We start from the raw sequence: 12,419 nt of genomic DNA, 5'->3' as shown, positions 1-12,419 counted from the left end.
CTGCTGCCCTCCCCCGCCACCACCTCCGCCGCGCGGGGCCTCCACGCCCTGGCCGCCCTGGGCCTGCTCGATGGTCAGGTTGCGGCTGAGCCCCTCCGGGTTGAAGCGGAAGGGAATGACGCGCCGCTTGCTCTCGTCGTTGCTCCGGTAGCCGCCGGGAGCGAACACGACGAAGGCGCCTCGCACATACCCCGTCTGCAGACTCATGACGCGCCTCCCACGATGCGCTGGTACAGCTGCTCCGCGAGCCGGTCCGCCCCGCGGGGGCCGAGCAGCTCGTCCAGGCTGAGCGCGCCCACCGTCAGCTCCCCGATGACCAGCTCGCCCTGCCCGCCCCACCGCGTGAGCGGCGCCCGGCCGAGCAACTCCGCCAGCCGGGCGAAGGCCTCGCGCACCACGGGGGACAGCTTCTCCGCCTGGGCCTGCTCGGCGGCGGTCTCCACGACGACCTCGCCGATGGACAGCTTGAGCCCGCTCATCGCCGCTCCTCCGGCAGGTACGCGGCCAGCGCTCCGAAGTCCGCGGGAGAGCGGCTCAGCCCCGACTTCTCCAGCTCGCGGAACGTCGCGCGGACCAGCAGCTCGGTGGACAGGAGCCCGTCCCGGCTCGCCGCGGCGAGGTGCGCCGCCGCGATGCCGATGTTGTGGATGTGGCCGCCGGAGAGCCGGAACCCGTTGATGAAGTGGGTGAGGTCCAGGTCGGCCCCGCGCAAGCGCGACGGGGGCAGCGCCTGCTCCCAGAGCTGCGCGCGCCACTGCACGTCCGGCATGGGGAACTCGAGCACGAAGCGCAGCCGGCGCACGAAGGCCGTGTCGATGTTGCTGCGCAGGTTGGTGGTCAGGATGGCCACGCCGGAGAAGGCCTCCAGGCGCTGGAGCAGGTAGCCCACCTCCACGTTGGCGTACCGGTCATGCGCGTCCTTCACCTCGGTGCGCTTGCCGAAGAGGGCGTCCGCCTCGTCGAAGAGCAGCACGCCGTGGCCGGCTTCCGCCTCGTCGAAGACCTGCGAGAGCGCCTTCTCCGTCTCGCCGATGTACTTGGAGACCACCTGCGACAGGTCGATGCGGTACAGGTTCAGCCCCATCTCGCTGGCGAGGCACTGGGCCGCGAAGGTCTTCCCCGTCCCGGGCTGCCCGGAGAACAGGCACGACAGGCCCTGGCCGAGCGGGCCCTGGCGCCCGACGCGGTAGTCCCGCCGCACGCGCTCGGCGGCGGCGTACCAGCTCACGATGTCCTCCAGCTGGCGGCGCAGGGCCGGGGGCACCACCAGGTCCGGCAGCCGCGCGGTGGAGCGCACCAGCTCCACCATGCGGCCCATGCGCCGGGAGCCCTGGGCGCGAATGGCGTCGACCAGGTCCGAGAGGCCCGGCGGACGCTCCACCCGCGCCGCGCTCAGCCGGTCCTCGGCCTCGCGCACCGCGCCGCGCGCCTCGTCCACGCCCAGGCGGAAGCGCCGCGAGAGCCACTCCACCTGCTCCGCGTCCTGGACGACCATCGACCAGGCGCGGGCGCCCTGCTCGGCGTCCAGCGGCTCGACGGAGAGGGCGGTGAAGGTGCCGGTGGCCGCGCTGGAGCCGACGAGCACCACCAGGGAGCGGAGCAGGTGGCTGGCGGTGGCAATCTGCGCCAGCGGCAGCGGCTTCTCCGCGGGCCAGGCGGACAGGTCGAGCACCGGCAGGCCCGTGCGCAACCGGCCCATCTCCGCGAGCGCCGGGAGCTCCTCGCCGGGAGACACCAGCAGCGCCTCGCAGCCCAGTTGCGTCGCCACGTCGAGCGCGAGCTGGCGCGAGGAGCGCGGAGAGCGGGAGCGGATGCAGAGCACCCCGCGCGCCTCGAGCAGCGAGGCCGTGCCGGCGACGAGCTGGGCGTCATGGACCAGCCCCCGCGCCGGAGCCTCGCGGCGGACGAGCAGCGAGCGCACCGCGCCCACGCCCTCCCCGCCGGACAGGAGCGCGCCCAATTCCTCGCGCGCCAGCCGCAGGCCCTGCTGCGCCAGGGGACGGCCCTGTCCCAGGTCGACGACCTCCACCAGCCTGAGGCGCTGCGTGGCCCCGCCGCCCAGGGCCTCGCCGAGCGCCGTGGCCACCGGGATGCCGAGCGACGCCCGCATCAGCCGGGCGAACGCCATGGGTGTCACCACGTGGACGCGCTCGTCCTCGGCTAGCAGGCTCATGGCGGCGGCGGCCTCCGGGAAGAGCTCCACGGCGGCGCAGCACAACACCAGCCAGTAGCCCGCCTCCGACAGGCCGAACGCGCCACGCAGCCGCTCGCGCAGCGCGGAGTCCTCGTCCGTGGCTTCCTGGGGCCCGCCCTCGGCATGCCCCCGCATCCGGGCGCCGAGCGCGGCCCAGCGCTCGGCGTGGACGGACCACCCCGCGTGCGCGTCGACGAGCTGGTCCGGAGGCACGGCCATCGCGCTCTCCGCCCCCAGCATGGCGAGCTCCCTGGCGAGGCGAATCCCCTTCATGCGTGGAACCTCAGGAGCACGTAGGGGGTGTAGCGGTGCGGGCCGACCTTCACCGAGACGCGGTGGTCCACGCCCGTCACCAGGCTGGCGGCCGCCAGCGCCGCCGCGCTCACCTGCACCGAGCCCGCCGCCGCCGACGCGACGGCCAGCGAGCGGATGTCGGAAGGCGCGGCGACGCCCACGTCGGGCCACACCAGGACCTCGGTGGCCGTGGCCAGCCCGGCGCCCTCGAGCTGCAGCGGCGTGCCGAGGTCATGGCTGAGGGTCTGCGGCGCCGCCACCGTGGCCGAGTCCGCGCCCAGCACCTCCACCTGGACCGGGTCGGAGATGAGGATGGGCGGATTCACCGCGTCCCCCGTCTGGAGGTGGATGTCCCGGATGCCGCGCGACACGGCGCTGGGACCGGCGGCCGGCAGGTCCACCACGAAGGACTGCTCGGACAGGGCCGTGAGCGAGGCCACGGGCCGCGTCTTCCCGCCGACGTGGAGCTGGGTGAGCGGCTGACCGTGAAGCTCCACGTCCACGCGCACCCGCCCGCCCTGGACCTGCCGGTCGGGGGTGACGCGGGTGATGAGCGGCTGGCTGGAGACGCGCACGTCGCCCAGGCGCAGGCCGCCCGGCCGCACCACGGGAGCGCCCGGGAGCGCGGCGGTGTCCATGGCGAGCTGGACGGGCGACACCTCGTAGAGCACCCAGGGCCGGTGCTTCGCCTGGAGCGGCATGTACACCTTCTCCATGAGCTCCGGCGTCATGGGCACCTGGACGAAGGCCAGCGGGCCCTCGCCCCGGCTCGGCAGCGTGGCCAGCGGCAGGCGCACCTCGGGCACGGTGTGGAAGGCCTGCATGACGTTGCCGAGCAGCTCGTGCGCGCGGACGGGCTCCTCGTTCGTGGCCGTGCCGTAGGTGGTGACGAGGAAGAACGCCGACAGCGTGAGCGGCGGCGGCGCCAGCGTGCCGGCCGGCGTCTTCTCCCACGCGTCGTTGCGGTGTGACGCCTGGGGCGTGACGTAGAGCAGGGTGATGCGAATCTGCTCGCTGGCGGCCCCGGGGTTCTCCAGGGGCTCGCCCGAGTGGATGCCGCCCGTGGGCATGGCGCCCACGTGGTCCGAGATGACGCGGACGAGGACCTCGCTGACGTGATGGAGGTTCGAGAAGAGCGCCACTAGCCAGCCCCCCCGAAGCGGGAGTCCAGCTGAATCTGGTGGGCCCTCGGCCCGGCGGCCCGCTCCTGCGAGGGCGCCTTCACCCGTATCTCCACGCGGCCAATCTGGATGGAGACGGACTGCGCCTGCTGTGGGGTGGAGCGCGGAGCCCGGGCCCCCTCCCCGGCCGACGGCCGCGGCGGAGCGGATGGGGTGCGCTCGGCGGGCCGAGGCTGCGCCCGCTCCCGCATCAGGGCCTGCCGCACGAGCTCGGCCCCGGCGTCCTCGTCGCGCTCCGCGCCTTCCGGCTCTCGGGCCTCCGCGCCCACCACGGCCGCGGGCACGGTGACTCCGGCGGGCCCGCGCCGGACGTGCTCCGGCTCCACGTCGCGTGCGGAGGGCACGGAGGCGCGCCGGGCAGGGCGCTCCTCTTCTGGAGCCTCGGGCTCGGAGTCTCCGCGACGCGCGCCGGGTGCCACCCGCGCCGATACGCGCGCGCTCCGGGCGAGCGCATCCGTGCCGTCCTCAGCGGCACTCGCCGCACGGGTCCGCGTGCCCTCGGCGGGAGCGGCCTCGTCACCGCGGGCTCGCACGGGTGCTGGAGTCCCGGCCCGTGACGGGCCGCGTGACTCCGGTCCGCGGGGCGCCTCGCCACCGCGGGGCCCCGGCCCATCCGGCCTGTCTCCACCTCGCGGTGGGACGCGTCCCTCCACGGGGCTCGCGCGGAAGGGCTCGCGCGTGAAGCTCGCGGTGGACGGCCCTCTGTCGGCGGCCGGGGCCGACGACTGGCGGACGTCCTGTCCGGGCCGTGTCGTGGTCCGCAGCGGAAGCACGGGCACCAGCATGCGGGTCGTGGGGCGCGCCGCCTCCCGGGCATCGGTCGCGCGCTCGGCTCGCCGTGCTCCAGCGTCCCCGGTCTCGTCGGCGCGCTCCGGTGCGGCTCGCAGCCGTGACACGCCTTCCGAGTCCGCGCGCCCTCCCCTGCCCTCCGCCGTGCTCCCCGCCAGGGGACCGCTGGACAACGGCCCCGAGGGAGGCACCGCGCGCCTTCCCAGGGGCTCCACGGGCCCGCGCCCCGCGCCCGGAACATCCCCCGCCCGCGCCAGGGGCTGGGGCCGTATGCCAGGGGGATGACCCTCCTGCCGCGTCCCCTCCCGCAGTGCGCCCTGCTCCTCGAAGCTCTCCGCCTCTCGCGAAGCCGCCAGGGCCTCGGCCCGCGCGAGCAACTCCTCCCCGGGCCTCGCCTCTCCACGGCCGGGCGCCTCCATGAGCGGCTCGGCGACCGGGGCCCTCACCGTCCCCATCGGCTGCGGCAACGCGCCGGGGCCTCGGCCAGCCGGACGCCCGGCGTCGCCGGCCTTCCGGAAGGGCCCCACCACGAGCTGCGACAGCACCGAGCGCTCCGCCATCTATGCCTCCGCTCGACAGCAGCCACTCAGTCCCCGGACAGGATTCCCCGCACGAGCCGGGCGTCCTCTTCCTCGGCGATGAGCCGCAGGTACTCCTGCCGCCGCGCATGGGTCAGCGGAAGGATGTCCGGCTCGCGCCAGTGGTAGGTCTTCGCCAGCGTGTGGATTTCCCGGAGCAATCGGCACGCGTGACGCCTCAACTCAGCAAAAAAAAACTGGCGATGTCGAACGGGGCGGTGAACGCGGCCGAGCACGCGCTACACGTGACGTCCATGCTCAGGTCCACCTGGGGCACCACGCGCTCCAGCTCGGCCTCGAGGCGGTGGCGGTCGGCGCTGCGCAGCGCGCGGACCTCGTGCAATCCCACGGGCCCGGGCTGCTCACCCAGCCGGGTGACGAGCCGCGCCAGCAGCCACGTGCGGCGCTCGGCCACCGTCTCCGGAGCCTCGTCGAGCAGCGCCGCCTGGTCCGCCGCCGTGGGCAGCCGCAGCCTCACCTCGCGGCCATCCTCCAGCGTCACGTCCAGCTCGGCCGGAGGCGGCGGGCCCTCCGCGCCGAGCGGCAGGTCCGACAGCCGGAAGGAGATGTCGCTGGCCTTGCCGCAGTGCGGGCAGCGCAGCGCCGTCTTCACCTCGTCGCCGAAGGACATGCGCCGCAGCGCCACCAGCGCCCTGTCTCGCTCGGCCACGAGCAGCCGGCCCACCTCGTCGCGCCGCGCGCCCGGGTCCTCGCCCGGAGGCACGAGGCAGCGGGCCAGCACCTCGTTGCACAGGGCCGCGGTGTTGGGCTCGTCGCGGCGGCGCTCGAGCAACTCCTCCTCGTAGCCCGTGAGTGGGCGCAGCCCCGTGAGCGGCGCGCGCTCCGTCCGGGGCGGCGCGGGGCGCTCCGTCCGGGGAGCCGCCACCGCCGCGGGAGCCTCCACCGCCGTGGGCGCCCGCGCGAACGGACTGTCCAGGCGCTCTGTCGTTCTCGAAGCTCCCATGGCTCAGTGCCCGAGGGCGTTGCGTGCCGGGTTCACGTCTCCGCGGGCTCGGCGACTTCCTCCATGCGGAAGCCCTCGTACTCGAGCTTCAGCGTCTGGATGGCGACGGCGTTCGCGTTGGCGTCCATCTCCGGCAGCGCCTGGAACTCGCTGGGCCAGCAGCGGCTCAGCGTGAAGGCCATGACCGTCTTGCCCTGCATGTTCAGGACCTCGATGGTGACCTCCTTGCGGTAGTTCTTCAGCGACATCGCGCCGTCGCCCTGGGGGCTGTTGACCTGCTCGGCCCACTCGATGAAGGCGCGGTCGTGCGTCAGCCCGGCCTCCAGGGTGATGGGCTCGAACTTGGTGCGCCCCGGCATCTTGCGGACGACGGACGGCCCGCCCGCCTCGCGCCACTCGATGGCCTCGGTGGTCTTCTTGAGCGCGGACATCTTGGACAGGCCGGCGACTGCTTCCTGGCTCTGCCCGAACTTCACGCGGAACTTGAAGTTCTTGTACGGATCCTGCCGGTGGCTGTTGACGGAGAAGCGCGCCATGGGAGCACCCTTCGGCTACGGAGTGGAGGTCAGGAGGGGAGAGCCGTCATCTGCTGGAGTCTGACGACGACGAACTCCGCGGGCCGCAGCGGCGCGAACCCGACGAGGATGTTGACGACCCCGTTCGCCTGATCGATCTCCGTGGTGGTCTGCGAGTCACACTTGACGAAGTAGGCCTCGCGAGACGTCGCCCCGGCGAAGGCTCCGTTGCGGAACTGCGTCTCCATGAAGGCGGTGATGGTGACGCGCAGCGCCTGCCACAGCGGCCCGTCGTTGGGCTCGAACACCGCCCACTGAATGCCGTTGTAGATGCTCTTGCGCAGGAACATGGCCGTGCGCCGCACGGGCACGTAGCGCCACTCGGAGGACGGCCGCGAGGTGCGCGCGCCCCAGACGACCATGCCCGCGCCGGGGATGGTGCGCAGCGCGTTGATGCCGATGGGGTTCAGGTCGTCCTGGTGCTTGTCCAGCACGTCGTACTGGAGCGACAGGACGCCGTTGAGCGTGCCATCCACGCCGGCGGGGGCCTTCCACACGCCCCGGCGCGCGTCGGTGCGCGAGTACAGGCCGGCCGCGAAGCCGGAGGGCGGCAGCGTCACGCGCGGGTTGCGGCCCACGCCGATGGGGTCCGGGACAATCACGTGCGGCCAGTGGAAGGCCAGCATGGTGCTCGTGGTGGCGAAGCCGCCGGTGCGCACCAGGGTCACCGTGTTGGTGACGGCCGTGGTGACGTCCGTGCCGGACTGCCGCGGCAGGTCGGCGATGTAGAAGAGGTCCTGCTGCGGCCGCTTGTCCGCGTACGTGCGGAAGGCCGCGTAGTACAGGGCCGCGGTGGCCGCGTCATCCGCCTTGGTCCAGAAGTCCGGCGCGGCCACCAGCAGCGCCGCGTCATCCACCTGGTCCAGTTGGGCGAGCAGCGCGGCCAGCGAGGCCGCGGGGAAGGAGCTGTCGCCGCCCGTGCCGCCCGCGAGCGCGGCGGCGTTGCCCGAGCCCAGCGCGGTGATGACCGACGAGGGCAGCTCGCCCGGGCTCGACACGTTGTGGGTGGCCAGCGCCAGGTCCGCCGTCGGCACCGTCGTCAGGCTGGAGTTCTCCGGGCGCTTCCACCGCACGAAGCGGCTGGCCAGGAGCTTGTCCACCACGTAGTTCTCGTCCGCCGCGTTCAGCGACAGCCGGTCGAAGTCCTCGACGAGGCGCAGCGTGCCCGGGTCCTCCAGGTCCGCGTAGAAGATGGCCAGCCGGAAGCGGCTCGTGCTGCCATCCGACGAGGCCAGCACCACGCCGTGCACCGTGCCGGCGGACCACGCGCCGGGCGAGGCGGCCTCGAGCGCGTTGTCACCGAAGGCGCGCGAGGAGGTCGCCGGAGATGGCGTGATGGCGCGCAGCACATAGGCCGTGCTGCCACCGTTGGCGAAGAAGCCATCGATGGCGTAGCGCAGCGTGAGCCGCACCGGGTCCGCGCCACCGGCGGCCCGGCGCAGGTAGCCGCCGAAGAGCCGCTCGTAGTCGGCGATGCCCTTGATCTTCGTGGGCCCGGTGGGGCCGCGCTCGGTCTCACCGACGAAGATGGTGGTCGAGGTGGGTACGCCCTCGATCGCTCGGACACCGCTCGGGATCTCCTGAACGTAGACTCCCGGGTGAAGCAACGCAGGCATCTGTTCCCCTCCCCGATGTGAGCGTCGGGCCTGGGCTCCCGAGCGCGTCCTGACGGACTGCCGTGCTGAAGGAGCGTTCGCTCGTTCAAGCCCCTGGCCTCACCTCATACTCAGGGTGAAGGGATAGCGTCAAGGCGACACTCACTCGGAGAGTGGATGCTTCCTCTGAGGTAGGGCCCGCTCACGTGGACTCATCGCGTATTGACTTCACTGCGGGCGATTGGCTCGCTCCGCGGCCTGACGCAGGTACGGAAGCAGCCGCTCGGCGGTCTGCCGCACCTGCGCGTCCGCGTCGTCCCTCGCCACGCCCTCGAGCAGGGGGATGCACTCCGGCCAGCAGCGGTAGCCAATCGCATTGAGGGTCGCCGCGCGCAGCAGCGGGTTGGGAGGCTTCGTCGCGTAGACGCTGAAGACGTTGAAGACGTCCGGCTGGTACCGGGGGTTGGCGACGGCCAGGCGGAAGACGGCCTTCACCTGCTCGTCGTGGGTCTCCGCCTCCTGGGCCAGTTCGATGAGTTCCTCCGGCGCGAAGGCCCACACCCGTCTCGCGAGCTCGAAGACGAGGCTCTGCTGCTTCGGTCCGCGGATGCTGAAGAACGTGGTCCCCGAGAGAGGGTCCTCGACGTAGTGGACCGAGTTCTCCTCGTCCTGCGTGGCCCAGATCTGCTGATACGACTCCTTCTGCCCGTCCCCTTCCCTCTCGCGGTGCTTCACCAGCCCGACGGCGAGCGCCGCCTGCTCGAACTCCTGCCGCTTCACCCCCGGCTTGAGCACGACGTACCGCGCAGTGTCATCCAGCATGACCGTCGCTCCTCCTCCCTACCGTTGTCCTCGGATGTAAGCACGGAGCTTCTCGCGCACGAAGTCCTCCACGTCCTGCACGGTGGGCCGTCGGTTGAGCACCGGAAGGTCCCTGGCATGACGCCGGAACCAGGCCCGCAGGGTGCTCCGCTCGCGGTTCAGGCGCTCCTGGCGCGCCGACTCCGTCCTCGCATCCCTCGACGGCCCGCTGGTCCGACCCAGCATCTCATCCGTCACCGCGCGAGCGCCCCTCTGAGCGGCGCCGAAGGAAGCCGGATGCATGGCAACACCTTCTTCGATGGTCAGGGGCCTGGCGCGTCCCCGCTGAGGCGCGGTCATGAGCTCGGAGACCATGAAGGAGTACGCGAGGTCACGTCGGTGGAGCCCCAGGTTGTGGCTCGGCTCCTTGGCGAACCAGAGGCCGTACAGCTCGCCCACGTCACTGGCCGCCGCGCGGCTGATGTTGGGCCGCTGCCCGCGGATGACGGACGTGAGGACGTCGCCCACCGGCCTGCCCGAGAGGCTCGCGGCGATCTGCTGATAGCGCCGCCCCCGCTCGGCCTCCAGCCCCGCCACGCCCTGCCATCCCCACCAGCCGCCGAAGGGCGCCACGTCCGAGCTGTGCTGGTAGCCGATGTTCACGCCCCGCTGCGTGGAACCGACGATGAACGAGCTCTCGGGCTGCAGGGCGGCCACTGGCGCGGCGGGCGACTCGAACTGCCGCAGGTCCCGCGGTCCGGCGGGCGCGGGCGCGCCGGCCTGGGGCTGCGGTTGGGCCTGCGCCGCCGCGGCGGTCTGCTCGGTCTGGGCCTCCGTCAACATCTCCCCGGCGATCTTGTCGACCGCGCGGAAGACGTCCATCTCGTCGAAGCTCCAGCCCGGCGCCAGGGTGATGCTCGGATTCACCGTGGCCACGATGCTGAAGCTCTCGTGACCGCCCTGCACGTCCAGGCGCCTGAGGCGGTAGGCCAGGCGCCACGCGAGCAGCTGCGCGCGCAGCCGCAGGCGGCCGGGCTTGCGCTCCAGGAGCGAGCGGACCCGCGGCGTCAGCTCCCGCTGGGCCCTCGCCAGCCGCTCCTCCATCTCCCTCCGGCGGTCCCTGCGCTGCTGCCGCCCGCGCCGGCCGCCCCGCCTCCGTCCGCTGATGCGCCGGCGCACCCGGCCCCAGACCCGCCGGAGCGCCCGGCCCGCCCGCCGGAGCGCGCGCCCCAGCCTCGCCATGATGCGCTGCCCGATGGCCCGCAGCCGGCCCGCCACCGCGCCCGCGGGCCTGCGCAGCCGCGCGATGAGCCAGTTGGCCACGAAGTCGATGGCCGCCACCGCGCCGGCCGCCACCGCGTTCGCGAACTGCGGGCCCGCGCTGCCGGTCTTCACGGCCCGCAGGAAGGTCATGAACCGGTCCAGCGCCTGCAGGATGCGGCTCACCGTGCCCCACGCGGCCTGGATGCCCTCGACGATGGCCATCACCGCGCCCGCCGCCGGGACAATCATCGACACCAGCTTCTCCAGGAGCAGCTGGATGAGCACCGTGGGGATGGCGGCCTTCAGCGCGTTCCACGCCATCTGGCCAATCGCCGCCAGCGAGATGCCGCCGCGGAACAGCAGGTTGAACAGGGCCCTGCCGACTCCGAGCACCTCCTCGAGCTTCTGGTTGAACCACTCCGAGACGGCCGTCTTCAGCGCCCGCCACAGGTGGTTGCGGATGCCGTCCACCACCGCCGCGCCCAGGTTGGCGATCCACTGTCCCGGGTTCGCCGCGATGTCACGGATGAGCGCCGCGAAGTTGCCGATGGCCTCCACCGCCGCCCGGGCCGCGCTGATGGCGCCCTGCACGGCCGAGTTGACGGCGTCGACAATCGCCATCAGCCCCGATTCCAGCAGCCCGAGCGCCTGGTCCAGCAGCGCCCCCAGCCCGTCCAAGAGCCGCTGGATGCCCTCCTGGAGCCCCGCGGCGATGCGATTGACCGCGTCCTCGGCGGCCTGGACCCGGCGCTCGATGAAGCCGCGGAAGCGGGCCCGCGCCTCGGGGAAAGCCGCGAGCACCGTGTCACCGATGGCGATGAGCGCGTCCCCTGCCGCGCGGATGGCGGAGACGACGGCCTGGCGGGCCCGCTCGATGGCCTCCTGGGCCAGCCGCTTCGCCGCGTCGATGGCACGACGGACGGCCGCGCGCGCGGCCTGGAGCGCGGCACGGATGCCCTGCTTGATGGAGTCGAAGAAGGCCCGGGCCCGCGACGCGAGCCAGCCGAAGAAGCCGCCGGAGGACTCCTGCGCACCGCGCTGCTGGTGACGCTCCGCCTCCTGCTCGCCCTCCTCGCGCCTGCGGGAGGCCTCCTGCTCGCCCTGCTCGATGTGCTCGCTGGCCCGGGCCTCTCCCTGCTCCCGCTCCTGCTGGACCCGGTCGCGCGTCTCCTGTTCGCGCGTGTCCGCGTCCTCGCGGCCCTGGTCCACCGCGTTGCGCTGGGCCTCGCTCCACTCCTCGCGCTGGGCATCGGCATCGGCGCGGGCGCCCTCGCGCTCCGCGCGCTGCGCGTCGGCGGCCTCGGAGGTCAGCCGGTCCGCCTCCTCGTTCGCCGTCTGGCGCTCCCGCGCCTCGCTCTCCTCGTGGCGCGCCTCCTCCGCGACCACGTTGGATTGGCCCTGCTGCACGGCGGATTGAATCTCCTCGCCGTGCTCCTCCTGGGCGACGATGGACGTGGCCGCGTCGACTTCGCCGCCCTCGGCTCCCGCGCCGCCCGCGCCTCCTCCACCTCCGGGCACCGCGGCGCGCAGCACTCCCTGAGCCGCGGGCTCGGGGGCAATCTCGTCCTCGCCCATCGGCTGGGCCACGTCGGCCTGCCCCTGGGCCTGGGCCTCCGCCACGCGCTCGTCGACCCTCGCGCGCTGCTCACCCACCTGGGCGGGGTCCGTGCCGCCTTCCAGCGGCAGCGTCGGCGCGGGGCCCGCGCTCGTGGACAGCTCCGGGTCGCTCGTGGGGAGCGACTGGATGGACGCTCCGAGTTCCGCGGCGTCCTCGGAGGACATGGAGCCCTGCTCGCCCTCGGAGATGGTCGGCGCACGGGCCTCGAGCAGGGGCGAGGGCGGTGGCTCCGGCGTGGGCTCGGGCCCTGGCAGCGGAGCACTCTCGGCCTGCGGTTCCCGCTCGGGCCGCCTCGGCGCCTCCCCCGAGGCGCCAGCGCGCTCCCCGGCCGCGCCGGGCCGGGCGGGCATGCCCGTGGGTGTCGCCAGCTCGGGTGGGCTGGCCGCGAGCTCCTCGCGCTTTCCGCCCACCGAGCGGGAGACGGACTGCCCCACGCCTCCGAGCGCCTGGGAGAGCTGCGCGGGGGGCAGGCCCGCGATTTGTCCGAGCGCGTCGGCCGGCTCGGCGCTGGACACGTCGGGGGCCTCGGGCTCGGGCTGCTCGGCGATGGCCCCACCGCCGCCGCCT

The 12,419-nt window shown here is 73.5% G+C and carries 11 protein-coding genes; all 11 read right to left on the bottom strand.

Annotated features, from left to right (window positions below):
* Nucleotides 1–207: hypothetical protein (locus tag HG543_RS44455; protein WP_211194582.1), on the bottom strand; the 207-nt coding region annotated here is incomplete at its 3' end.
* Nucleotides 204–479, bottom strand: coding sequence for a hypothetical protein (locus tag HG543_RS44450; protein ID WP_169351025.1), 276 nt, complete (start codon nt 477–479; stop codon nt 204–206). The genes HG543_RS44455 and HG543_RS44450, both read right to left, overlap by 4 nt.
* Complete coding sequence (locus HG543_RS44445; protein WP_169351024.1) at nt 476–2,467, bottom strand: ATP-binding protein; 1,992 nt, start codon at nt 2,465–2,467, stop codon at nt 476–478. Before HG543_RS44445 ends, HG543_RS44450 begins: the two co-directional genes overlap by 4 nt.
* Nucleotides 2,464–3,630 (bottom strand): Pvc16 family protein, encoded by a 1,167-nt coding sequence (locus HG543_RS44440; protein WP_169351023.1) that lies wholly within the window; start codon nt 3,628–3,630, stop codon nt 2,464–2,466. Before HG543_RS44440 ends, HG543_RS44445 begins: the two co-directional genes overlap by 4 nt.
* Nucleotides 3,630–5,018, bottom strand: a complete 1,389-nt coding sequence (locus tag HG543_RS44435) for a hypothetical protein (protein WP_169351022.1) — start codon at nt 5,016–5,018, stop codon at nt 3,630–3,632. The genes HG543_RS44440 and HG543_RS44435 overlap by 1 nt, the downstream gene beginning before the upstream one ends.
* 26 nt (nt 5,019–5,044) lie before the next feature.
* Nucleotides 5,045–5,197, bottom strand: a complete 153-nt coding sequence (locus HG543_RS44430) for a hypothetical protein (RefSeq protein ID WP_169351021.1) — start codon at nt 5,195–5,197, stop codon at nt 5,045–5,047.
* Between the two features lie 17 nt (nt 5,198–5,214).
* The gene (locus HG543_RS44425; protein WP_169351020.1) at nt 5,215–6,000 is read right to left on the bottom strand and encodes a T4 family baseplate hub assembly chaperone; all 786 of its coding nucleotides are present in this window, start codon (nt 5,998–6,000) and stop codon (nt 5,215–5,217) included.
* A gap of 32 nt (nt 6,001–6,032) precedes the next feature.
* Nucleotides 6,033–6,536, bottom strand: coding sequence for a phage tail protein (locus HG543_RS44420; protein ID WP_169351019.1), 504 nt, complete (start codon nt 6,534–6,536; stop codon nt 6,033–6,035).
* A 29-nt stretch (nt 6,537–6,565) separates the two neighbouring features.
* Complete coding sequence (locus HG543_RS44415; protein WP_169351018.1) at nt 6,566–8,191, bottom strand: phage tail sheath family protein; 1,626 nt, start codon at nt 8,189–8,191, stop codon at nt 6,566–6,568.
* A gap of 207 nt (nt 8,192–8,398) precedes the next feature.
* Entirely contained in the window at nt 8,399–8,992 is a 594-nt protein-coding gene (locus tag HG543_RS44410) for a HEAT repeat domain-containing protein (RefSeq protein ID WP_169351017.1), read from the bottom strand.
* Between the two features lie 18 nt (nt 8,993–9,010).
* Nucleotides 9,011–12,419: hypothetical protein (locus tag HG543_RS44405; protein WP_281404531.1), on the bottom strand; the 3,409-nt coding region annotated here is incomplete at its 5' end.

Source organism: Pyxidicoccus fallax (genome assembly GCF_012933655.1).
In the GTDB taxonomy this organism is placed as follows: Bacteria; Myxococcota; Myxococcia; order Myxococcales; family Myxococcaceae; genus Myxococcus; species Myxococcus fallax.
Note: the sequence above shows the minus strand (reverse complement) of the source record. Positions and strands in the feature narration are given on the sequence as shown.